At 60.5% G+C, this 23,707-nt stretch carries 25 protein-coding genes; 16 read left to right on the forward strand and 9 right to left on the reverse strand.

All coding sequences use genetic code 11. The features are described 5' to 3' along the window. Window positions 1-1,166: mandelate racemase/muconate lactonizing enzyme family protein (locus ACERIT_RS09535; RefSeq protein WP_373674619.1), on the forward strand; the 1,166-nt coding region annotated here is incomplete at its 5' end. A gap of 7 nt (window positions 1,167-1,173) precedes the next feature. On the opposite strand, the gene ACERIT_RS09540 is transcribed toward ACERIT_RS09535, so the two are convergent. Further along, window positions 1,174-1,689 carry a DUF4382 domain-containing protein gene (locus ACERIT_RS09540; protein ID WP_373674620.1) on the reverse strand — a complete coding sequence of 172 codons (516 nt, stop codon included), beginning with the start codon at window positions 1,687-1,689 and terminating at the stop codon, window positions 1,174-1,176. A 102-nt stretch (window positions 1,690-1,791) separates the two neighbouring features. Then, entirely contained in the window at window positions 1,792-2,406 is a 615-nt protein-coding gene (locus tag ACERIT_RS09545; RefSeq protein ID WP_373674621.1) for a hypothetical protein, read from the reverse strand. 679 nt (window positions 2,407-3,085) lie between these two features. On the opposite strand from ACERIT_RS09545, the gene ACERIT_RS09550 reads away from it, so the two are divergent. The 9 genes from ACERIT_RS09550 (at window position 3,086) to eno (ending at window position 9,701) form a co-directional block, all read left to right on the forward strand. Then, window positions 3,086-3,343, forward strand: a complete 258-nt coding sequence (locus tag ACERIT_RS09550) for an enolase C-terminal domain-like protein (protein WP_373674622.1) — start codon at window positions 3,086-3,088, stop codon at window positions 3,341-3,343. Between the two features lie 98 nt (window positions 3,344-3,441). Next, a complete protein-coding gene (locus ACERIT_RS09555) occupies window positions 3,442-3,777 on the forward strand; it encodes a carboxymuconolactone decarboxylase family protein (protein ID WP_373674623.1) in 336 nt (111 codons plus the stop codon). A 176-nt stretch (window positions 3,778-3,953) separates the two neighbouring features. Next, window positions 3,954-4,307 carry a citrate synthase gene (locus ACERIT_RS09560; protein ID WP_373674624.1) on the forward strand — a complete coding sequence of 118 codons (354 nt, stop codon included), beginning with the start codon at window positions 3,954-3,956 and terminating at the stop codon, window positions 4,305-4,307. Window positions 4,308-4,525: 218 nt separating this feature from the next. Next, entirely contained in the window at window positions 4,526-5,263 is a 738-nt protein-coding gene (locus ACERIT_RS09565; protein WP_373674625.1) for an AzlC family ABC transporter permease, read from the forward strand. Beyond that, window positions 5,253-5,567 (forward strand): AzlD family protein, encoded by a 315-nt coding sequence (locus tag ACERIT_RS09570; RefSeq protein ID WP_373674626.1) that lies wholly within the window; start codon window positions 5,253-5,255, stop codon window positions 5,565-5,567. The genes ACERIT_RS09565 and ACERIT_RS09570 overlap by 11 nt, the downstream gene beginning before the upstream one ends. 161 nt (window positions 5,568-5,728) lie before the next feature. Further along, the gene (locus ACERIT_RS09575; RefSeq protein WP_373674627.1) at window positions 5,729-6,112 is read left to right on the forward strand and encodes a RidA family protein; all 384 of its coding nucleotides are present in this window, start codon (window positions 5,729-5,731) and stop codon (window positions 6,110-6,112) included. A gap of 143 nt (window positions 6,113-6,255) precedes the next feature. After that, entirely contained in the window at window positions 6,256-6,807 is a 552-nt protein-coding gene (locus tag ACERIT_RS09580; protein ID WP_373674718.1) for a hypothetical protein, read from the forward strand. A 125-nt stretch (window positions 6,808-6,932) separates the two neighbouring features. After that, window positions 6,933-8,405, forward strand: a complete 1,473-nt coding sequence (locus tag ACERIT_RS09585) for a glycerate kinase (RefSeq protein WP_373674628.1) — start codon at window positions 6,933-6,935, stop codon at window positions 8,403-8,405. Window positions 8,406-8,435: 30 nt separating this feature from the next. Then, the gene (gene eno / locus ACERIT_RS09590; RefSeq protein WP_373674629.1) at window positions 8,436-9,701 is read left to right on the forward strand and encodes a phosphopyruvate hydratase; all 1,266 of its coding nucleotides are present in this window, start codon (window positions 8,436-8,438) and stop codon (window positions 9,699-9,701) included. A gap of 31 nt (window positions 9,702-9,732) precedes the next feature. Here eno and ACERIT_RS09595 read toward each other — a convergent pair whose 3' ends face one another. From ACERIT_RS09595 to ACERIT_RS09610, 4 genes are all read right to left on the reverse strand, one after another. Next, a complete protein-coding gene (locus tag ACERIT_RS09595) occupies window positions 9,733-10,827 on the reverse strand; it encodes a phosphotriesterase (RefSeq protein WP_373674630.1) in 1,095 nt (364 codons plus the stop codon). 198 nt (window positions 10,828-11,025) lie between these two features. Continuing rightward, window positions 11,026-11,292, reverse strand: a complete 267-nt coding sequence (locus ACERIT_RS09600; protein WP_373674631.1) for a hypothetical protein — start codon at window positions 11,290-11,292, stop codon at window positions 11,026-11,028. A 13-nt stretch (window positions 11,293-11,305) separates the two neighbouring features. Then, a complete protein-coding gene (locus ACERIT_RS09605; RefSeq protein WP_373674632.1) occupies window positions 11,306-11,839 on the reverse strand; it encodes a DoxX family protein in 534 nt (177 codons plus the stop codon). 370 nt (window positions 11,840-12,209) lie between these two features. Further along, complete coding sequence (locus ACERIT_RS09610) at window positions 12,210-13,163, reverse strand: oxidoreductase (protein WP_373674633.1); 954 nt, start codon at window positions 13,161-13,163, stop codon at window positions 12,210-12,212. A gap of 203 nt (window positions 13,164-13,366) precedes the next feature. On the opposite strand from ACERIT_RS09610, the gene ACERIT_RS09615 reads away from it, so the two are divergent. From ACERIT_RS09615 to ACERIT_RS09635, 5 genes are all read left to right on the forward strand, one after another. Continuing rightward, the gene (locus tag ACERIT_RS09615; protein ID WP_373674634.1) at window positions 13,367-15,304 is read left to right on the forward strand and encodes an ATP-binding protein; all 1,938 of its coding nucleotides are present in this window, start codon (window positions 13,367-13,369) and stop codon (window positions 15,302-15,304) included. Between the two features lie 465 nt (window positions 15,305-15,769). Then, a complete protein-coding gene (locus ACERIT_RS09620; RefSeq protein ID WP_373674635.1) occupies window positions 15,770-17,002 on the forward strand; it encodes a hydroxyacid-oxoacid transhydrogenase in 1,233 nt (410 codons plus the stop codon). Window positions 17,003-17,159: 157 nt separating this feature from the next. Further along, window positions 17,160-17,411, forward strand: coding sequence for a hypothetical protein (locus ACERIT_RS09625; protein WP_373674636.1), 252 nt, complete (start codon window positions 17,160-17,162; stop codon window positions 17,409-17,411). Between the two features lie 82 nt (window positions 17,412-17,493). Continuing rightward, complete coding sequence (locus tag ACERIT_RS09630; RefSeq protein WP_373674637.1) at window positions 17,494-18,369, forward strand: homoserine kinase; 876 nt, start codon at window positions 17,494-17,496, stop codon at window positions 18,367-18,369. Between the two features lie 73 nt (window positions 18,370-18,442). Further along, entirely contained in the window at window positions 18,443-18,820 is a 378-nt protein-coding gene (locus ACERIT_RS09635) for a hypothetical protein (RefSeq protein WP_373674638.1), read from the forward strand. A gap of 67 nt (window positions 18,821-18,887) precedes the next feature. On the opposite strand, the gene pdxS is transcribed toward ACERIT_RS09635, so the two are convergent. Then, window positions 18,888-19,796, reverse strand: coding sequence for a pyridoxal 5'-phosphate synthase lyase subunit PdxS (gene pdxS, locus ACERIT_RS09640; protein WP_373674639.1), 909 nt, complete (start codon window positions 19,794-19,796; stop codon window positions 18,888-18,890). A 139-nt stretch (window positions 19,797-19,935) separates the two neighbouring features. Between pdxS and fer the strand changes: the two genes are divergently transcribed. Then, window positions 19,936-20,634: a ferredoxin Fer gene (gene fer, locus ACERIT_RS09645; RefSeq protein ID WP_373674640.1), complete on the forward strand. Its 699-nt coding sequence runs from the start codon at window positions 19,936-19,938 to the stop codon at window positions 20,632-20,634. A 103-nt stretch (window positions 20,635-20,737) separates the two neighbouring features. Here fer and ACERIT_RS09650 read toward each other — a convergent pair whose 3' ends face one another. Together ACERIT_RS09650 and ACERIT_RS09655 are read right to left on the reverse strand one after the other, a co-directional pair. Beyond that, entirely contained in the window at window positions 20,738-21,226 is a 489-nt protein-coding gene (locus tag ACERIT_RS09650) for a DnaJ domain-containing protein (protein ID WP_373674641.1), read from the reverse strand. A 136-nt stretch (window positions 21,227-21,362) separates the two neighbouring features. Continuing rightward, complete coding sequence (locus ACERIT_RS09655; protein WP_373674642.1) at window positions 21,363-23,702, reverse strand: RND family transporter; 2,340 nt, start codon at window positions 23,700-23,702, stop codon at window positions 21,363-21,365. Between the last annotated feature and the right edge of the window lie 5 nt (window positions 23,703-23,707).

The raw sequence follows: 23,707 nt of genomic DNA on the forward strand, positions 1-23,707 counted from the left end.
GACGAATCGGGAATAGGATTTTACCATGGCCCTCCGTCTGCTTCCGGAGAGGGACGATAGCTATGGAAATAACGGACATAGAAACGGTACCGTACGGCATCCCCGTCAGGAAGTTCGTCGACTCCTACACCGAATTCGACCGTTCGAAGGCGGTCCTCGTGAAGATCCACACCGACACGGGTCACCTGGGTATCGGGGAGGCATGTGCGTTAGAGCCCGAATTTTATGGGGAGACGCTTGAATCGATAACGTCGAAAATTCAAAACTACATCGCTCCCGCCATCATCGGAGCGGACCCACGAAACATCGGTCGGATCATGATGCTGGTCGATCAAGAGTTAGCTCGTGTGACGTGTGTGAAGGAAGGAATAGATCTCGCGCTTCATGATTTGGTGGGAAAAATACTGGACGTCCCTGCGTATCAACTTCTGGGTGGACGGTTCAGAGACGAAGTGAGAGTTGCGGCCGAAATCGGGTGTGATACCCCGGAAGAGATGGCCGAAAACGCACTCGATCTGCTCGAACGCGGGATTTCAGTGATAAAGCTCAAGGGATCTAACAACCCGGATTTGGACATCGATCGGATCCGGGCCGTCCGCAACGCGGTGGGCGAGGACATCCCCTTACGACTCGATCCGAACGCAGCCTGGAATACAATGACCACTATTCGCGTCATGCGGGCGGTCGAGGAATGTCACCTCCAGTACATCGAACAGCCGATTCCAACGGGTGATTTCAAAGGGCTTGCACATATTCGGAGCAATATCGAAAGCCCCGTGATGGCAGATGAGAGTATTTGGACGCGAGAGGACGCCGTGAAATTATACGAGTATGAGGCTGCAGATCTCCTGAACTTGAAAATTGCGAAGACGTGCGGGTTACACCGAGGCAAACAAATCGAAGCCGTTGCTGAGGCCATCGGAATGCCATGTGTTGCAGGAACCGAACTAGAACCGGGGATTTCGTCAGTGGCAAAGATCCATTTCGCGGCGTCGATGAAAAATCACCCCTTAGCGAGCGAATTCACGGAACTCTCCCAGTTGGACGGAACGATACTTTCCGAACCACTTCAGGTGAAAGACGGTACACTTGAGGTCCCTGACGGACCCGGATTCGGCGTCGAAATAGACGACGATCGGGTACACGAATACGCCATCGACGTCTGATCCGTTCTTACCCGTCTTCGTACTCAATGGTGATCCCTTCAGGGACGGGCTGAAGGACGTAAGTCCCCGTCTGGCCGCGTTTGACTGGGGTGAAATCGGCAGTGAATACCGTCCGAGTGTCTTCGCGGACATCGAACTGTTGGGTAAACGTGAGCGGTGCCTCCCCTGGCACTTCGACAGTTACCGACTCACCGTCTTCGAGGGTCGCGTCGACGCCGTCGGTATCCAACTGGAGGAATTCATACGTCGAGGCTTCGAGTTCCCGCTCGTCGACTAACTGGGTGGTTTCCCCCTGTAGCTCAACGAGATCAACCGTCTGGGGCTCGTCGTACTCGTGATAGTCGCGATCAGCGGGATCTTCGTCTGCATCCGCTCCGGATTCGGCACCCTCGGGACCGAGCCACATGCCGACGATGGTGACGAGACACGACTCGAAGTCGGCAATGTCGCCCGGTTGGTCCGTCACCCGTGTGGCGAGCGTCCCGGTCGAATCGCCGCCGAGACATCCGGCTAGGCCGATCATGCCTGCCGTTGCGGCTCCCGTTGCTGTGATGTACGTGCGTCTATTGATTGTTGTATTATTATTCATAATTTGTCTCAATAACGTTGGCGCGTTTTACGCTAGTTAGGCCGTCTCTTCGTCGTTCTCGTCAGTTTCCTCGTCGGCCTCGTCGTCGTTCTCGTCGGCCTCGTCGTCAGCCTCGTCATCGTTCTCGTCGGCCTCGTCGTCAGCCTCGTCATCGTTCTCGTCGGCCTCGTCGTCAGCCTCGTCATCGTTCTCGTCAGCCTCGTCGTCAGCCTCGTCGTCAGCCTCGTCGTCAGCCTCGTCGTCAGCCTCGTCGTCGACCTCGTCGTCACTATTGTCCTCTGAGAGTAACTCGCTCAACGATTCCCCAAGATTGTCGATGGATCCGTTATGGAACGACTCGATGGTTTCGTGGATTTCGCTCACGTGGTCGGGAGTCTGCTCGGGGAGCCCATCACCCGGTCCGACACTACCCGCGTTATCAGGTCGGTCGTCAGCATTTCCAGGGTGTTTCTCGTGGCTCTCACTTGCATTAGTTTCGTTGCCGTTGTATTCGTCGCTGGCGTTCTCGTCAGATTCGTCGCTGGCGTTCTCGTGTGCATCCGTCGCGTTCTGGGCTGCTTGATCGGCCGGGCTGGCAGCACCGAGTGCTGCAACACCGCCAATCAGAAGCATCGTTGCGATCGCAACCGTGATGAGTTGTTTTGCTCTCATTGCATCTGATATCACGGACAGCCACGGTGATAAAGAGGTGAAATTCTCAAACAGAATATAGGCAATTGAACGCCTTTATCCCACGATTAAGCGGGATTAACTCGAGTGAAAGATTCCGAGTATCTGTATTCAGTCACCCACCCCCGACCTGTTCACGATCCAGCGGTGTGTCCGATTTCACCGCCAGATAGCACACCGTGGCAGTCCTCGCGCGCGACGAGGTATCACGTTTCCTCGTCGATCACCAGGGGACCTATCGTCGCTGTCTCCCCGGCTCAGAGAAACACGCGTCGGGACTCCACAACCGGTTCACGGCGTCTGCCGACCAACTCCTGCCCGCTTCATTTGTTATTGTCGGACGGGACCGCTTCGAAAGACGATCGACCGATTCTGTGTCCTCTCGGATCGCTGTTTTGTTCGGCCCGGTTCGTCGGTCCACTCGACGAACTCGCCGTCTTCAACTTCGGCCGTCAAGGATGGCGTCGGCCGGCCGGGCCATTTTGAGCAGAATGCTTTTCCACTATCCGCATATCGGCAGGTATGAGACTCATAAGCACGATCTGATCCGTCGAAACCCGACATTGCGATGCGGGATGGCGTAACTACCCAGTCCACATTCCACCAGCTCAGGTGAAGCGGTTGTCCCGCACGAGTCGTTCGTGCCCTTCAGGAGCAGGCGATGGACGTCGTCATTGTCGACGTACTCTGGAACGGCATCCAGCAAACCACGAAGATCGCGTCCATGAACGCACACTGGGCGGCGGCCGTACCCAACCTTCGTATCATGGAGACCGACATCGAGCGACTCCCGTGGGACGACGACGTGTTCACCACGGCTCCCGACTATCAGAACGGAAAACTGCAGTTACCCGACGATCCTGGGTGGGAGTGTGAACCCGATGAGGCGGCGCTTGAAGAACATCCGTCGAGTTCGTGATCCGTGAGACGTGTACCGTGACTTTGATTCTCATCCATGGGAAACACCCACACGCTATATGAGGCTGTACGTCCTTTTCCTAGCAGAGGTGATCTTCAATGGCCAACGAAGCAGAAGAACTCGAGACGTTCAAATCCGATATGCGCGAATTTGCCGAGCAAGCACCGGCTATCAATAACTTCCTGGGCTATGTTGAGTCGGCCGAAGAACCGGAGACGCTCGATCGGAAGACGAAGGAGTTGATGTCGCTCGCGATCGGGGTCGTCGTCCGATGCGAACCGTGTATCCTCTGGCACACGGACGCCGCACTCAAGGCGGGAGCGACTCCAGAAGAGGTCGACGACGCGTTGAAAGTTGCCGTCGCCATGGGCGGTGGCCCGGCATTGGCGTACGCGACGAAAGCCCATCAGATCCTACTCTCACTGGCGGAGTAGTCTCGGCTGCAGACTCACGCTGACTTCACTACCTCAACGGCCCGTTGTGAAACGGAATCACGGAGCGCCGATACGATTCCACGTAGCGTGGCTGTTTCCTGTGCAGCTACGTCTAGAAAAGGGATTTCAACAAAGGAAGTATTTTTTTATATAAATAGAGTCGGATACGCCAACAAATGGCAATACCAGACTGGCTCTGGCCCACTGATGACTCGCACGATATCGAAGTTCAGGACGTTGATGACACTCTGAGTGCGTCTGAAATTGAAACCGTCACCAACCTCTTTGAAACGCTCTCAAACCCGATTCGTCTGGAGATCCTCACGTCGCTATACAACCAGACCGAGCCGATTTCCTATACGGAACTCCGGGAATCAACGTCAATTGAAGACAAAGGGCGATTCAACTATCATCTCCGTCAACTAAACCAACTTATTCGAAATCACGAAGGAAAATATACCCTCACTCAACGCGGTGACGATCTTCTAGAGAACGTACTTACTGAAGAGCAGATCCGCCAGTACAAATGAACTACTCCGAGAGCAAGTGATTCGAGACGCCTTTGGCATCTCGTTATTGTGAAATCCCTGATTCCGTCCGCTCCTGAGGCATTCGCCGTGTACATCTATAACGGCCCCTCAAGGAGAAACCTGTTTCTCCGAGCCTTTAGGGAATTTCATCGCTTCATAGCAGTCGTGACTGTCCGGGTCTCGACTACCGATCCTCGAAGTGTAACGGAGGCAAAACGATGAACAGCGAATCACCTGATTCGTCACACAGCGCGAAGGATTCGGAAGAACCAGCGATGCAGTTTTCAGCGGAAGGTGTACGAAACGGGTTTATCGAGGGTACTCCTGTTGCTTTCGGTGTCGCCGGATACGGCATCGTCTTCGGAGTGCTTGCCAATCAGGCCGGATTAAGCATCACTGAAGCCGCGCTGATGAGCGGGACTGTGCTCGCAGGAGCAGCGCAGCTAATTGCCATCGAATTGTGGGAGACGCCGATACCAGTAGTGGCCGTTATCGGGACGGCGTTCATCGTCAATCTTCGATACGTGCTTATGGGTGCAGCGCTACGACCGTGGTTTCGCCAGCTCTCACCGTTGAAAGCCTATGGGAGCGTCTTCTTCACAGCAGATGAAAACTGGGCACTCACGATGGGAAAGCTCAAATCCGGGAGTCAACAGGGAGCGTATCTCCTCGGAAGCGGACTTGCTATCTGGTTGTTCTGGATACTCGCCACAGTTATCGGTGCAGTCGCAGGGGGAAGAATCGGTGAGCCATCACAATACGGGCTTGACTTTGTTCTCACAGCCATCTTTATTGCGATCGCAGTTGGGCTCTGGGAAGGCCGATCTAGTGTGCATCCTTGGATGACTGCCGGTATTGTCGCAATCCTGACTGCGCAGTATCTGCCCGGACGCTGGTACATCCTTCTTGGCGGAGTTGCGGGCAGTCTTGTGGAGGTGGTTCGATTTGAACAGTAACCTGCAACTGGATCCCCTCGTCGTTGCAGTCATACTGGGAATGAGTATTGTGACCTATGCCACGAAAGCAGGCGGATTATGGCTTCTGAGCCGGATCGAAGTGTCAGAGAGAATCGAATCTGGACTGGAGATATTACCGGGGACGATCATCATCTCGATCCTCGGCCCCGAATTGACCAGTGGCGATCCTCCAGAATGGAGTGCAGCGGCAGTTGTCCTGTTCGTGATGTGGCGCACCGAAAACGTGTTCCTCTCACTTCTCTCCGGTATTGGAACCGTCCTGTTACTCCGAAACCTAGTATAGCAGTCTATGTATGCCGGTCGGATAGTTCGCTTAGTACAGATCGCGTGCGTATCGATCGGCCGATCGTTACGCGAACCTCCGACCGGAGGGGTGGCGAATTTACAAACCGTAGAACTATACGACGACGGCCACTAATTCATGGTATGCGTCGACGGAGCATAATGCCGGACGAACTGTACGACTCGACCGACAAACAGTACGTCCACGCCATCGTGGCCGATGGAACGCTATACGTGTCCGGACAGATCGCCACCGATCCGGAAGGAAACGTCGTCGGAGACACCATACAGGCACAATCACGACAGGCGTTCGAGAACGTCGGTGCGATTCTCGACGAGGTCGACCTGGGATTTGAGGACGTCGTCAAGGTCAAAAGCTTCCTCGTCGATATCCACGGGGATTACGACGAGTATAAAGCGGTTTTCGCTGACGTCTTCGACGAACCGCTCCCGTGTCACACCATGATCGGTGTCGAGGATCTCGCAACCGAAGAGCTACTCGTCGAACTCGAAATCGAGGCACCACTGCCCGCAGAACAAACGTGAACGGGCATCTCACCCCGAACGCAGGACGGAGTCGGAACCGATGGACACACGAAGTTTTTTGACCGGGTCTCGAACGAATGGGTATGGACCCGACCCAGTGCCTCTCGCGACGTCGTCTGGTAGGCAGTCTCGGAGCCGCCGCCATGATGACCACACTGGCGGGTTGCGCCGACGACACGGACTCTCAGGCCACCGACGACACGGACTCTCAGGCCACCGACGACACGGACTCTCAGGCCACCGACGACACGGACTCTCAGGCCACCGACGACACGGACTCCCAGGCCACCGACGACACGGACTCCCAGGCCACCGATGGCGACGACTTGGACCTCCGGGAAGCCAACGTGGTCGGCATCTCCTTCGAGGCGGAAGACGGGACGTATACGTTCGACGTGGCGCTGCATCACGACGATGACGGTGAAGACGGATACGCGAACTGGTGGCAGGTCGAACGACTGGACGGAACGCGTCTCGGTCGGCGGGAACTCCTGCACGCGCACTCTCAACAGCCGTTTACCCGGTCCGAGACGATCGAAATCCCTGCCGATGTGAGCTGCGTCGTCGTCCGTGGTCACGATCAGACACACGAATACGGGGGACTGGTGACGGTGGTGCGTCTCGATTCGGATGAGACGCGGACGATCGATCAGGGATCGGAGAAACGGTCGTTCGACACCAGTGACTGCCCCTAGCCCGGTGTTCTCCAATGCACCCACCGGCTCTTCGAGCGTTCGACAGATCGCACCTACTGCACCCTCAGCAAACCTCACCGTTGGCGACGACCCGCCTCGACGAGAAGAGGTAGCGTTCGGCGACGATGGCTGCCGGGGGTTTATATGTGATCGGCGAGGATGCCCGTCGGAAGCATGACGACCACTCCGAACCCATCAGAGATGGGCTGATCACCGTGACGATTCGGAATCGAACCAGTCTGTTAGAGGGGGACGAGGGGGCTCTCAGAGCGGATGCAGTCGGGATCATCGAGGAGGCCCTTTCTGCGGTCGCCCCGGACCGACTGCTCGACGATGTCGTCGAGCGGTCCGGCGACGCCGTGACGATCGACGGCCGAACGTACGACCTGGAAGCGGTAGGTGACGTGTTCGTCCTTGGATCCGGAAAGGGATCCGGAGCGTTGACGACGTCGGTTCTTCGTCGCCTCGGCGAGTCCGTGACCGAGGCGATCGTCGTCGAAAAGGACGCATCGACCGTCGACCCGACGGAATTCGAACTCCCCGATGGCGACGTTACGGTCGTCGAGGCCGGGCATCCGATTCCGACCCGGGCAAGTCAACGGGCGGCGGAGCGCGTCCTCGCGCTCGCCGAGAAGACCGGTCCGGACGATCTGGTTGTGTGCTGTATCACTGGCGGCACCTCGGCGTTGCTGACGGCACCCGCCGAAACCGATCTCGAGTCGATCGCCCGAACGACCGACGCCCTCCTCCAGGCCGGCGCGCCGATCGAGGACGTCAATGCCGTCCGCAAGCATCTATCCAGGATCAAGGGCGGGTTTCTCGCCGAACGGCTTGCCCCTGCGTCGGTCGTCAGCCTGATCGTCGTCGACGAGGTTGCCGGTGAGCCGTGGGGACCGACTGCGCCGGATTCGACCACATACGCGGACGCACTCGACGTTCTGGATCGATACGGCCTGCGGGAGTCCGTTCCGTCCGCGGTTCGGGACCGCTTGGAGTTCGGAGCGGCGGGGGATCGACTCGAAACGTTGGACGAAGACGCGATCGCGAACCGTCCCGTCCGAAACGTCGTCCTTGCGGACGCCTCGGACGTCTGTCTCCCCGCCGCCGACGAAGCGCGAGCGCGCGGGTACGACCCCCTCCTTCTCTCGACGCGAATCGAGGGTGAAGCCAGCGACGTCGGCCTCGTTCATGCCGGTATCGCAACCGATGCCGTCGAGTCGGGACGCCCAGTGGAGCCGCCGATGGCACTCATAACCGGCGGCGAAACGACCGTAACGGTTGAGAACGAGGGCGGGAGCGGTGGTCCAAATCAGGAGACTACACTGGGATTCGCGCAGGGTGTCGACGGATGGTCCGGGATCGTCGGTGCGTTCGTCGGCACCGACGGAACCGACGGACCGACCGATCTGGCGGGTGGAATAGCGACCGGTCGAACCCGCCGCCGCGCGAAGGAAGCGGAGGTCCCGATCAGCGACGCGCTCGAGGAAAACGACGCCGCCGCAACCGTCACCGAACTCGACGACGCGATCGTCACCGGGCCGACGGACACCAACCTCATGGATCTCCGGATCGTTCTCGTCGGAGACCAGGACGAATGAATATATACATTCGCCGCTCACAGACCATCCATGACGAACCTCTCGATCGAAACCGTGTCGGCGCTCGAAATCGTCGACTGTCGATTGGAACCGACGCTCCGAGTTACGGTCCGGACCGAAAGCGGCGCAAGTGGAACCGCTGACGTCCCCTGTGGCCGATCGACCGGCGCTCACGAGGCGGTCGAACGCCGTGATGGTGGGAGTCGATTCAACGGCAAGGGGGTTGCAGACGCCGTCGAGATCGTCAACGAGGAGATCGAACCGACCTTGGCGGGGCGAGACGTCACCGATCAACGAGCTATCGATCGCGCACTCGTCGAGCTCGATGGAACGAGCGATCGGTCTCGGCTTGGCGGGAACACGATGACCGGCGTCTCGCTGGCGACGGCAGTCGCTGCGGCGAGCGCCACCGATCTTCCCCTGTATCGGTATCTCGGCCGCGCCGACGCCGGTTCCTTGCCGGTTCCGCTTTTCGACGTGATCGAGGGCGGCGAACTCGCGGAAAGCGGGCTCGCGTTCCAGGAACACCAGTTGATCCCGGTCGGTGCCGATTCCTTTTCGGAGGCACTGCGAATGAGCGCCGAAACCTACTCGCTTCTCGGCGATCTCCTCGAGGAACGCTACGACGCGCGATCGCGAAACGTCGGCGTCGAAGGTGGGTACACGCCGCCGCTATCCGATCCGAGGGACGCATTCGACGTTGCGCTGGAGGCGGCCGAACGGGCTGGCTATGGCGGGGCGTTCGCACTCGGTATCGACGCCGCGGCGACGCACTTCTACGACGACCAGACGGAAACGTATGCAGTTCTTGACGAGCCGTTTGACCGGGGCGAGCTCGTTGAATTCTACCTCGATCTCGTCGACGCGTATCCGCTGGTCTCCATCGAGGATCCCCTCGAGGAGGACGATTTCGCTGGCACGGCCGAGCTCACTGAAGCCGTGGATGCACAGATCGTCGGCGACGATCTGTTTACGACCAACAGCGACCGTCTCCGGAGCGGGATCGAACGGGGTGCCGGCGACGCGTTACTGTTGAAAGTGAACCAGGTCGGCACGCTCACGGAGGCACTCGAAGCGGCCGACCTCGCGCGGCGGAATGGATACGACATCCAGGTCTCCGAACGGTCCGGACAGACGCCCGACACGTGGCTGGCTGAATTGGCGGTCGGTCTGTCGGCGACCCAGATCAAGACGGGCGTAACTCGCGGTGAACGGACCGAACAGTACAACCGACTGCTGGAGATCGAACGGGACCGCGACACCCTCGCCACCCTCTCCGAACCGCCGTGGTCATAACACGATCGCGTCCGATCGCCGTCTCAGCAGTTCACTCGGAGTCGGCAAACGTAAGCATGGTCCGGGGATTCTCGATCAAGATCTGATCGATCACGTCCGGTTCGACGCCGCGTTTTTTCAAAAGCGGGACGACGTGTTCGAGCACGTGTCCGTATCCGAATCCACCGTACGCGGTCCGTTGCAGTTTCGTATACACGTCGTGAGAAAACAGGAGCCGGTCGGCGTATCCGTCTTCGATAAGCCCCGTGACGAACGAGAGTCGCTGGGAATCGGACATGTACGCGTCGCCGTACTGATCGAGCGTCGCTTCCATTCCCCACAGATCGTATTCGAGATACGCACCCCGATCCGCGAGCCGGCGTTGATACGTGAGATCCTCGAATACCGTTCGATCCATGTGGCTCATCACCACCCGGTCGGGAGAGAGTCCCTCGGCCTCCACGATATCCAACACCTCAAGACACCACCGTGACGTCGGATACGTTCGATCCCGCTGGCTATGCTCCGTTCGGCCGGGCGGATGGAAGTTTACCGAGGCGCCAGTGCGAAGCGCGGCACGAGCGGCCCCACGGGCCACCTTTCGTTCGGCCTCGTGAATGCGACCGCTCAGTCCGATTTCGCCGATCAATCCGGCTCGAACGTCGGTCTCACCGATCCCCTCCTCGACGTCGTCGACGAACTCGTCGGCGATCTCGTCGACGCTCATCCGGTCGATCCGTTCGGGATGGACCGGACGGACGTAGTGTGCCGTCCCGTGGACGATCGTCACGCCGGTCTCGTATGCGATCTCGCGAACCGCTCGCGGGTCCTCACCAACGTTTTTGGGGGTGACGTCGACGATCGCATCGCCTCCCGCCCGCACGTACTGTGACACCTCGTCGATCGCCTCGTCCACCGAGTCCAACCGCATGTTGTCCCGGTGTTGCATCGCGTTCCGTCTGACGTACGGGAGCGTCTCCATCGAAACCGGTTCACGAGCCAGTCGACGATCGACCGCGCTGTCGGGCTCCGTGTACAGGGCATCGACCGTGTCGATGAACAGATGTTCATGACACATCGTTACGCCGAGTGAAGCGGGATCGATCCGTCCGGTAACCGTGACGATCGACCCGGAGTCGATTGGCATTGCTAATCACAGCCATCGTCTACGAGTTAAAGATACCGCTGGGAGCCTCGTCGGGACGTGTGTTTCACCACGGATCGTCTCGATCCGCGCAGAATCGAGTGATTCTACGACCGTTTCGAGGGAGTCACGCGTCACGGTAGAGACAACGACTGCCGGGTCGGAATGGACCCCGAAGACGATCGGGGCGGTATTCGATCGTTACGTCATCTCCGCGGATTCGGTGGCTGGTGTGGTCCCGATGACCCTGTAGACCGCGTATCCAGCCCACACGAGAAGCCCGAGGAGGATAATGTACGATCGTATCTCCAGTGGAACCAGTGCCTCGTGGACGATCTGTCCTTCTCCTGTCACTGGATGCGGGCTTCCCGCGATGATCTCTAAGAGTCCGATCACGACGACGCCAACCACTACGAGGCCGCCGCCGACGTACGCTGCGATCGTATCGGCTGTGTTGAATTCAGTCATAGTATCTCACCTTTCATCCGATGAACCATTGCAGTTTTGGGTGGTTCTTGAAGACCGAACTGCGCGCGAGGTACGCGTCGACGCCGAGGACGCGTCCGGCACCGAGCGTGGCGATCATGGCGAAGATCAGGAGGCCGAGCAGATCACCCGTGACGAGACCGTGTTCCCAACCGCCGGTCTCACCGTTAATGAAGTAGAAGAACGTCATCAACACCGCTCCAAAGAACGCTGCGAGACGGGTTAACGCCCCAAAGAGGAGTCCGAGGCCGATCAACGTCTGTCCGAGCGGAACCATTACGTTCACGAACGACAGCGCCACGCCTTCCGAGAACAGCGTCACGAGTGGGCCGAGGCTCGTCCCCGCGGCTGCACCGCCGACGAACCAGCCCGCATCGAACGGCCAGGCGAGGAACTTGTCGAGGCCCGCATGGAGCATCCACCACCCAACTGCGAGTCGCATGATTACGAGCCAGTACGCTAGCCACGGTTCCGACACCGTGAACGACACGTTTCGCCCCAACAGGCGTGTGTCTATGTTGGTTACCATCGTTCCAGTTGGCTATTAGACCAATCAGTACTTAAAATGGTACCTCATTTTTATAAATTAAGAATTTAATTGATTCGATATTCCATATATAGGTTGACGGATAGGTGTGATCACGGATGGGATCCGTGAAATATCCGTAGCAAATCACACGATGTCGATCGATTCGTGTCTCTTTGGATCGGGCAGCGGAGACGATCACAAAAGGAGATCGTGAAGAAGGGTCACGTAATCGGTACTCAAGCGAAGAGGGCGCCGTCGAACCACTCCATACCGTCGGTGTCGCCATCCGCCAACCGGTCCAGACGGGAAATCCTCGCCCTTCAGGACGGGAGGATCACAACAACGCCGCTCTCGGCCCGCTCGTTTGACGTTACACGTGATTGGAGTCGTCGAGATCGAAGGAAACGCCGGTCAGGTCCTCGGAGGCGTCCCAGAGTTGACCTGCCAGCGTCTCATTGTAGGAGCGCTCGCTGGATGCGTGGATTTCCGGTGCGCCGCGCAGATTCCTGAACCCGTCCGGACCGACGTACTCGCCGCCGACGATATCGGGTGCCGTCGCCGCATAAAGCATGGGAAGTGCTCCGCGCTCGGCGGACTGTGCGATGAGTTGGTTGGCGAGCTTCATGCCCCAGAGTCGGAGTCGGGAGCCAGCCATTTCCGGGCCCCGGAACTGGAGGTCGGTGTCCGCGTACCCGGGGTGACAGCCGACGCTCTTCACGCTCGCGTCCGCGGCCCGAAGCCGTCGATCCAGTTCGTAGGCAAAAAGCAGATTGGCCAACTTGCTTCGTGCGTACGCATCCCACTTGTCGTAGTCCTCCTCGCCGTGGAGATCCGAAACGTCAATCTCGCCGTTTTCGTGGAGTCCACTGCTTTGGGTTACGATCCGGCTTTCCCCCGCGGTTTCTCGGAGGGAATCAACCAGCAGCCCCGTCAGCGCGAAGTGTCCGAGGTGATTGACGCCAAACTGCATCTCGAACCCATCGGCGGTCTCGCGCCGGGGGATCGCCATGATCCCGGCGTTGTTACACAGCACGTGGAGTTCCCCGTGGGTCTCCTCGAACGCGTCGACGAACGATCGAATCGACTTCAGATCGGCGAGATCCAACTCGAGAACGGACAAGGACGGATCGTCGACTGACGACGCCACGTCGTCCCGGGCCGATCGGGCTCGATCAAGGTCCCGACACGCCATAACGACGTGTGCGCCCTTCCGCGCGAACGCTTTGGTCGCCTCAAATCCCAGTCCACTGTTTGCGCCGGTGATCACGACCGTGCGCCCGGACTGGTCGGGCATCTCGGAGATGCTCCAGGAGGTACTATTCATACGGATAGTCCACATGGGAAGCCAATTAAAGATCGGTGGCCGGAATGGATCCGCCAACTGATGACCGTGCAGGCGCGTCTACAGCACGAACAACGGTCAGTCAGCGAAAACGAGGGCCCGTCAAGACGGAACGTGTCGTTTATACTGACAGTACCTCATTATAAGGATCTGCTCCGGGATGATCGACAACGGAGTATGAGTTCATGACCGCCACCACCGATCCGATCCACGTCCTTCACGTCGACGACGAGCCGGACTTCGCTGACTTGACCGCCATCCATCTCGAACGAGAGGACGACCGGATCAGCGTTCGAACCGGGACAAGCGCCGACGAAGGATTGGAGCTGTTAGCCGATGCTGACGTCGACTGCATCGTCTCCGATTACGACATGCCTCGCATGAACGGACTCGAGTTCCTCGAAGCCGTCCGCGAGAAACACGCCGATCTCCCATTCATCCTGTATACCGGGAAGGGATCGGAGGAAGTGGCAAGCGAGGCGATCTCGGCCGGCGTAACTGATTATCTCCAGAAGGATACGAGCGGTGATCAGTACACGTTGCTGGCGAACCGGATCCGGAACGCCGTCGAACAGACCCGTGCCAATCGACGAGCGACGACACACCACCGGATCAATAAGGTCGTCCGAAGGATCAACGAAACGCTCGCATGGGCATCGACACAACGCGATATTGACGAGGGAGTGTGTGAGATCATTAGTACTGCAGAGCCGTATCAATTCGCCTGGATCGGCGAGCAGGACCCCGACTCCGAGACGATCGATTCACGGGCAACCGCCGGGATCGGGAACGAATACGTAGAGCAGATCCTGGTCACCTCTGATGAAAGTCGAACTGGTCAAGGCCCAACCGGACGGGCGGTTCGAAACGGCGAGCTGGCGGTGATGCAGAACATTCCGGACGATCCGCGCTACGAGCCGTGGCGGGAGCCTGCCCTCGAAATGGGATTCAAATCCAGCGCCGCCGTCCCCCTCGTGTACGACGACACGATGTATGGCGTTCTGAACGTCTACGCCGATCGCACACATGCCTTCGACGACCGGGAACAACGGCTACTCGCTACCCTCGGCGAGACCATCGCCCACGCCGCCCATCGGGTTCGGCTCCAGCAACGGTACACCGATCAGTACCGGACCCTGTTCGAAGAAGCACCCGTAATGATCGTCTTCACGCGATCGGTCAAAGGCGAGCCGATCGTCGAGGACTGTAATCGGGCGTTCGCCGAAGCGCTCGGATACACGTTCGAGGAACTCCGCGAGACGCCTCTGAGGGAGTATTACACCGACCCATCAACCGAGAAGCTGCTCCGGGAGGACGGCTATCACCGTGCGCTGGCCGGAGAATTTACGCGGGAACAGCGGACGTTGGTGACCCGTGATGGGGACGAGATGCTTACCATCCTCCGGGCGGCCCCGCGTCGGGATCCAAATGGTGAGATCATCGGGACACACGCGCTATTTCTCGACATTACGGATGAACAACAGGTGCAGGAGCTGGAACGTCAGAACGAGCGCCTGGACGAGTTCACGAGCGTCGTTTCCCACGACCTTCGGAATCCGTTGAACGTCGCCAAAGGACGGGTGGGACTGGCCCAAAGCGAGTGTGACAGCGACCATCTCGACGACACGGCCGGGGCTCTCGGTCGGATGGAAACGCTAATTGACGATCTCCTGACGCTCGCTCGTGAAGGCTCGTCGGTTGAAACGACCGAAACGGTCGATCTCGCGACGACCGCCGACGGCTGTTGGGGAAACGTAGAGACGCCCACTGCAACGCTCGTCGTCGAGTCGGAGCGGAACCTTCGAGCGGATCGGAGTCGGCTCCAACAGCTTCTCGAAAACCTGTTTCGGAACGCAGTCGAACACGGCAGCGAGGACGTCACCGTCACTATCGGCGATCTGGACGACGGGTTCTACGTCGAAGACGACGGGCCGGGAATCGCCGAGAACGAACGCGAGCAGGTGTTCGAATCCGGGTATTCCACCTCGCAAAGAGGGACTGGCTTTGGGCTCTCGATCGTCAGAGAGATCGTCGAGGCACACGGCTGGAACATCCGAGTAACCGAGAGTGTGGAAGGCGGTGCACGATTCGAAGTTACCGACGTGGAAGTCGCTTCTGAATAGCCCGACTGACGGTTCGAGGCAGGAGGCGGACGACTAGCGGATCAAGGCAGGACGCGGGCGCCTGGGGAGGGAAAGGCGGCGGGGGAACGCCGCCATGCCAAAGGGTGTGTGGGGGGGACACGATCAAAGCATGGTGGTGGCCTCGATCGTGCAGTGGTAACCTCACATGGAGGCCACCGTGCCAGTGTACCACGTGGGGCCCTATTGTTATGCACTCCCTACGGAACTCGTGATCGACATCGGGAACGAGCGTCACGGAACTTCCGTGACGATGGGGAGACGTGGGAAACCTCCGCGCCCTCTTCCGATAAAAGACTAATTGCGAGCCGCAAACGTTCCGTTCGGTTCCGGAATACCGAAAAACGACGGTCGATCCAGCGGCCGTTCGTCGGCGCGTCGGCATCCAGTTCTCGTCGGCGGATCGTCTGCAACCGTTTTATGGGCTCCAGACGACACTCACGTATCATGGCGTATGAGTCCGAGTCGGTCTGGGAGTTCGAGATCGCCGAGAACGTCACGTTCGGCGTCGGTTCGTCGGACGAGCTCGGCGCCGTCGTCGAGGAATTCGACGCGACGTCAGTACTCGTCATCACGGACGAGGGCGTCGCCGATGCCGGCGTCGTTGACGAGGTAACTGCACCACTCGATCCGGATGGATACACCGTCTTCGAGGGGGTCGAACCGGAACCATCCGTAGCCGTCTTCGAGCGCGCTCGTGCGAAGGCGGACGAGATCGAGCCCGACTTCATCGTCGGGCTCGGCGGCGGGAGCTCCATGGACGTCGCGAAGACGACGAGCGTGGTCCACGCTCACGGTGGGGATATTCTCGATTACGTCGCGCCACCGACCGGCGGTGGCAAGGACGTTCCCGGGCCCGGGGTTCCGACGGCGTGCATCCCTACGACCGCCGGAACCGGATCCGAGACGTCGCCAGTGACGGTCATCTCGCTCCCCCGAGAGGATCTAAAGGTCGGGATCTCGAGCCGTCATCAGCGCCCGGACGTCGCGCTCGTCGATCCGGGCCTGACGGTCTCGCTCCCGCCCGGACCGACGGCCTCATCCGGGATGGACGCGCTTTCCCACGCCATCGAAGCGTACGTCACGCGACGGTACGACGCAAAGCCCGCGCCGGAGGAACGTGCCGATCGACCCGATTATAACGGCCGCTCCGTCCTCACCGACCAGTTCGCTCGAAGCGCGATCGAACACATCGGTGACGGGCTTCGTGATGCCGTGAACAACGGCCACGATATCGAGGCGAGACGGGACATGTCCCTCGGGAGTTTAATGGCCGGTGCCGCGTTCACGAACGCCGGTCTCGGTGCGACACACGCCATCGCGATGGCGGCCGGAGCCATCCACCACACGCCTCACGGAGTCACCATCGCGTTGACGCTCCCCGAAGTAATGCGGTTCAACGCGACGAGCGCGTTCGATCGCTACGCCGAGATCGCCGAACTCCTGGGAGAGGACACGAGCGGAGCGAGCGATGACGAGGCGGCGGAAGCCGCGGCGGCGGCCGTCGAGAAATTGTCAGCCGATGTCGGTATCGAGGGTGGGCTATCCTCGCTCGGCATCGAGGAGGACGACGTCGAACACCTCGCTGAACGAGCGAGCGCGCTCAGGCGACTCCTCGCCGGGAATCCTCGACGCGTGAGCCAGGATGACCTCGAAACGATCATCAGACGATCGCTTTGAGTAGGAGATTGCTCATGTGTCGATCGGAACGCGACGGAGATGAACGTCGGAAAGCGAGGGGGATGGATGGAACGTGGATCGCGGTGAGAGGAACAGCGCCCCTCCGTTCGGAGAAACGGAACTTTAATGCGCGAATCGTTCGGACTCTGAAACAAGAATGATCCCGCTTCAATCCCTGGTCGACGGGTTCCTGCTCGATTATCACCTGGGTCACGTCCTGTTAGCCGTGTTCGCAGTGACGACGGTGGGTGCCCTGCCGCTGAAGAGCCAGCGTGTTCTCGCCATCAACCTCGCACTGTTCGGATTGATATTTGCGATCGCGCCGTTCACGACGATGTCGGCGCCGTTCATTTTCTTCGGGCTGGCGTTGCTCGTCATCGCCCCGCTGCTTTGGACCACTGCGGAGTGACCGTCAGCCCCGAGCGGTTCGTCCGCGGCGACGATCGTCGACGAACCAGCCCCTTTTTTGCCCACCGCCGCAACCCCACGATATGATCACGGTACGGGCACCCGCGACGAGCGCGAACCTCGGCAGCGGGTTCGATACCTTTGGCGCCGCGCTCGCCCGGCCGGCAGACGTCGTCGCCGTCGAGAAGGCCGACACCACCTCGATCGAGGTGACGGGCGTCGGCGCGCAGTACATCCCCGAGGCTCCCGAGAAGAACACGGTCGGCGCGGTGGTCGAGGCACTCGATGCGCCGGCCCACATCCACATCGACAAGGGTGTTCGGCCGGCCTCCGGGCTCGGGTCCTCGGCCGCGAGCGCCGCGGCGGCTGCCGTCGGCCTCAACGAGTTATACGACCGTGGGTACACCCGCGAGGAGTTGGTTCCGATCGCCGCAAAGGGCGAGGCGGTCGTCTCCGGAGTCGCTCACGCCGACAACGTCGCGCCCGCGATCATCGGCGGATTCACCGTCACGACCCCGAAGGGTACCCATGGGATCGACACGGACATCCCGGTCGTCGCGTGTCTTCCCGACGTCGCGGTCTCGACACGGGACGCACGCCGTGTCGTACCGGAGACTGCCTCGATGGAACAGGTAGTCGAGACGGTCGGCAACGCCGCGACGCTCACGATCGGGATGTGTCGCTCCGATCCGGAACTGGTCGGATCGGGAATGTCCGATCCGGTGGTAACGCCCGAGCGCGCCCGTCTCATTACCGGCTACGAGGACGTCCGGGAGGCTGCCTTCGAGGCGGGCGCGACCGGAGTGACAGTAAGCGGTGCCGGTCCCGCAATTCTTGCAGCCTGTGAGATCAACGACCGGCGACACATCGCGGCAGCAATGGTCGATGCCTTCGCCAGCGCCGGCGTCGAGTCGCGCGCCTACCAGACGCGGATCGGTCGAGGCGCAACCATCGTCTAGTTTTAGAACCCACCTTCAAGCGCCGGGATTCGAGGGTGGATTATTTATGTGCGTGCCCTTTCTGAGGTATCGTATGACTAACGGCGAGCTATCCGATCGACAGCAGGAGCAACTTTTGAGTGGGGCACGGACCGCAACCGGAGACGAACTACGGAGCCTCACGTATTTCACCGACGAGACGGTCGAGCAGGTATATCTTCGCGATGATCTCGAACGGAGCGCCGATCTCGTCGGATTCGCCGAGAGCGAGCGGATGGGGTTTCGATCGAAGATGATCTATAAGGGGACACAACTCGGCGACTACCAGTTCACGATCCGGGTCTTCGAACATGGGTATTTGACCCGGGTGATCGCCGACGAGCACGGCGTGTGGGCAACGACCGACGGCATGCAGATCGACCGCTTCGAGGAGCTGGCGAGTGCGTTGAGTTCCGTCCTCGTGGAGATGTGACGGCACCGACCGACTTCTCGCCGACACATCCGCTTGCACGTGTCCGCTCGACTCGGTCCGGAAGGCCTCAGACGCCGCGACCCTGGAGGCGCTCCTCCTCGTCCAACGAGTCGTTCGAGCGACCCTTCATCCCGCTGCCGGCATTGCGGGCGATCGCCGCGAGTTCGTCGGCGTCGTCCCAGTTGTTCACGGCCTCGACGATGGCCGTCCCCATCTCGGTCGGGTTCTGGGCGCCGAAGATCCCCGATCCAACGAAGATACCATCACAGTCGTGATACATCATCAACGCGGCGTCGGCTGGCGTGGCGATCCCTCCGGCCGCGAAGTTGACGACCGGTAGTCGGCCGACGTCGGCCGTCTCGTGGACGAGATCCCGTGGAGCGCCGTGTTCGCGAGCCCAGGCCTCGCGCTCGTCGTGATCGAGGCCGGCGATCTCGCGGATCTGTCGCTGCATGGTTCGCTGGTGTTTGACCGCCTGGTTGACGTCGCCGGTTCCGGCTTCCCCCTTCGTTCGGATCATTGCGGCACCTTCGTTGATTCGACGAAGCGCCTCCGGGAGGTTCCGCGCGCCGCAGACGAACGGGGCGGTGAACTCGCGTTTGTCGATGTGGAATTCGTCGTCGGCGGGCGTCAGAACCTCCGATTCGTCGATCATGTCCACGCCGAGCGATTCGATGATCTCCGCCTCCTTGCGGTGGCCGATTCGGGCTTTCCCCATCACCGGGATCGAGACCTCGTCGATGATCTCCGTGACGTTCTCCGGGTCGGGCATCCGGGCAACGCCGCCACGTTTCCGGATGTCGGCGGGGACTGCCTCCAGCGCCATCACTGCGACCGCGCCGGCGTCCTCGGCGATTCGGGCCTGTTCGCGGGTGACCACGTCCATGATCACGCCGCCTTTTTGCATCCGTGCGAATCCCCGCTTTACCAGCTCGGTTCCGCGCTTGAGTTCCTCGAGATCCGTGGCATCTGCCATGTTTCGGTTTCGACCGGCGGCCACTTAACGGGTGTCTTTCGTTTCTGTCCGCTCGGCTACGGGCGGATCGGTCCCCGGTTTCGGGTCCCGATCGCTCCCGGTTGGGAAGCCTTTTGCGTCCGATCCGGCTAGGGAACGTATGGCCTCCCCGTACGAGGTTCTTGGAGTCGATCCGGACGCCGACGACGGGGAGATCGAACGCGCCTATCGTCGTCGGGTACTCGAGACGCACCCCGACCACGGGGGATCCGCGGAGGCGTTTCAGGCGGTGAAGACGGCCTACGAGGCGATCCTTGCAGGGAAGGGTGGCGATGACTCCCGAACCGGCGTCGAGGCAAGCGATGAGTCCTCGAGCCCGGAATCGAATGCCGAGGAGAACGACGGAGAGTCGGACGAGGGTGAGACGGATCCGACTACCGCAACCATCGAATACCTCGATTACGAGGTGCTCGCCGACCGAGGATGGTCGATTGATGACGACGATCTCTTCGAGCGGGCCGCCGACGCCGACCTGTCGCCGGCCGACCACGGACGATTTCTCGCCGAACCGGGCGAGAGCCTCCTCGAAGCAGCCGAGAAGCGCGGATTCGCGTGGCCCTATGCCTGCCGTGGTGGAGCCTGTGCGAACTGCGCGGTCGCGGTAATCGATGGAGAGCTCTCGATCCCGGTCAACCACGTCCTCCCCGAGGAGATGACCGAGCGCGGGATCCGACTGTCGTGTGTCGCCGCGATCGTTTCCGACGATCTCCGTGTCGTCTATAACCTCAAACAGCTCCCCAAACTGGAGGAACTTCGTCTACCGTCTGACCCCTTCGATCGGTCTCGCGCTGGTGATTGAACGGACCCGATCGAACGCCGCCACCTGGATCCCGTTCGCTCGTATCAGTCTCCCTCTCACCTGCCGTCGAGCTCCATTCGCTCGTATCAGTCTCCCTTTTCACCTACCGTCGGAGACGATCGTAGGCGCGCGTGAGTTCTTTGAACGCCGATTCGTCGCCCTCCTCGGCGTCGGGATGGATCGACTTTGCCTGCTCTCGATATGCAGACCGGATCGTCTCCTGGTCGGCGTCAGGATCGACGCCGAGCGTCTCGGCGGCCTCCCGCCGACTTGGACCGCCCGACGGCGGCGCGGCGTCCGCCCCACCGACGGCGGCGTCCCGGTTTGTACGTGCGCTCGCTCTCGCGCTCGCGTACTCTCGGGTGCGTGTCGACTGGGAACTGGAACCGCGGGTTCGCGTCCTCGTCCGCCGCGATCGGACCCGTTCGGCGAGGCGACCGCTTGCATGTAACCAGAGGAGATACGCGGCGAGCGCGAACGGAATGGCGACGAAGATCAGGATCGGATGGACCACGATCCCCGCGACGGCAAGTACCACGGTGAGTCCGATGAACGTCGCGGCGAGTCCGACGACGAGCGGCCGATTGGTCACAGAGTGGGTAGGAGACGAGGGACCGTAAGCGTCTCGCCGGATCGTCACGGTCGTTGTCCCCATGTCGATGCCCGTCTGATCCCACCGCCGTCGTCAACGCGGTGAAATCGTCGACCGATCCCGTTTCCGTTCCGTGTCACTCCTCCGATTCGGATTCCTCAAGCAGCGGGACGACCGTCAACGCCGCAGGAAGCACCGTCATCGCCGTCAGGAGCGAGAAGGTGATCGCGAGGACGGTCGTGCGCCCGAAGTTCGCGAGGACGGGGAACCGCGAGATCATCAACACGCCGAACCCGAAGATCGTGGTGAAACTCGATCCGATGATCGGGCGTGAGAGCTTTGAGACCGCGGTTGAAGCGGCCGTGAGCGGATCCAGATCGTGTTCGGTCACCTCGAATTCGTACCGCTCGAAGAGGTGGATCCCGTAGTCGACGCCGATCCCCAGGGTGAGCGAGGACATCGTGATCGTCAACGGATTCCACGGAATCGAGAACACGTACATCGCGCCGGTAACCAACACCGCAGCGCTCCCCGCGACGCTGGCGATCAGCGTGACGGCGATCCGCGGCGACAGGAACGCGAGGCTCAAAAACGCCAGCCCGAGCCCGAACGAAAGCAGCGTCATGGGCGTCAGCCCCGCGGTGACGTTTTCGATGACGTTCCGATTGAGGACGGGCTTGCCAGTGATGTGGACGTCCGCTGGCGTCTGTATCGCCAGCTCCGCGTTCCCATCGAACTCCGAGATGAGCGTCCGCACGGTCTCACCCTCGATGTCGTCGATGTAGAATGTCAATAACACCGTCGAGGGGTTCTCCGATGGCGATCGAACGGTCGCCAGCCCGGAGTCGTCGCGTTGGGCTTCGAGGGTGCGATCGAGTTCGGCCTGGGTCTCGGGGATCGTTCCTCCATTCGCGATCTGGACGGTTGTGACGGGGCTCTCGACGGCGTTCACCCGATCGTTTTCGAGCATCAACCGCTGATAGGTCGCGAGATCGCGGAACGTCTCCGGCGTATAGGCGCGATCGGTATCGATCATCACGTAGATCACCTTCGGGCTCTCGACCGTATCGGAGAGCCGCTCCATGTCGTTTTTCTCGTCGAGATCCTGTGGCCAGAAGTCCATCATCTCCTGTTTCGGCTCGACCTGGGGATACGCGTAGACACCTCCCGAAACCAGCAGGAAGGCGATCAAAAGCGTGATGAACGGCCGGCCGCCCGTGACCTCCGTCGTGAGTCGTCGAGTGAACGACTCGAGACGGTCGTCTTCCGGTTCGGGACGCCTGATCGTGCTCGTATCACCATCTCCGTAGCCGCCCCCGTCATAGCGCACGAGCAAGGCGGGAAGCATCGTGATCGACAGAATCATCGCCGCGAGAACCGCGAGCGCGCTCGTGACCCCGAACTGCCGGACGGGCGGCACCGCCGAGACCAGAAGCGATCCCAGCCCGACGACCGTCGTTCCCATCGCGATGAGAAGCGCCCGGCCGGTAGTCCGCGTCGCCACCTCCGCTGCTCGTTCCGGGCCATTGCCGGCGTAGCGCTCCTCGACGTAGCGGGTGTGGATCTGGAGCCCGTAATCGATTCCCAACCCAAGTGCGATGGGCATCACGCCGAGCATGATCGCGTTGAAGTCGTATCCGAGCACGCCCATCACGCCGAACATGTACACGAGCGCCGTCATCGCGGTTCCAAGCGGCAACAGGACATGCCACCCCTGTTCGACCTTGTTGCGCATCACGACGTAGACGACGCCGAAGATGAGCGCGAACGCGCCCGTGAACAAGGCGATCATTTCGGGCAACATCAATCCGAAGGCCGCGTTCTCGAAGACCGGCTGTCCGGTGATCGTCGTCGACATTCCCGGCGGGGTCACGGCGAACTCCGTCTCCGATTTGATCTCCGAATACATCACGTCCGCGCCGCGGGTCGGCAGAAACGCGCCGCGGTCGAACCGGTCCACCTCGCCGTAGCTCACGAGGATGACCGTCGTTCCGGGCTCCGGCTGGAGGCGGTCGACCATTGCCGCCGACTCCGGTCCCTGGCTTTCGACGCGTTCGATCGACCGGCGCACCCCCGTCTCGGTTTCGGGTATCTCACCCCCGTTACCCTGTCGAACGACGTCCGCGAGGGACGTGACGCGGCGAACGTCGTCGACGTTTGAGGTATATCGCCGATCGAGACGGTCGATCCCCCGGATCGTCTCCGGATCGTAGGGCTGATCGGATTTCACGAGCACGAAGACGTTATTGCCCGTCTCGAAGTCCTCCTTCAGCCGATCCCAGTCGGTCGCAGCCTGGGAATCGTCGTCGATGTAGAGGGTCATCCCCATGCTCATCTGGACGCCGCCGAGACCGACGGCCAGCGCGATCACGGCAGTGACGGCAACGATGGCGAATATCTTCAGTTGGTTGTCCGCGGCGTACCGGCCGGTAGCGGCGAGGCGGTCACGGACGCGCTTCCCGATGGCGGTCACCATGGATC

Source organism: Halopenitus sp. H-Gu1, from assembly GCF_041821145.1.
Lineage (GTDB): Archaea > Halobacteriota > Halobacteria > Halobacteriales > Haloferacaceae > Halopenitus.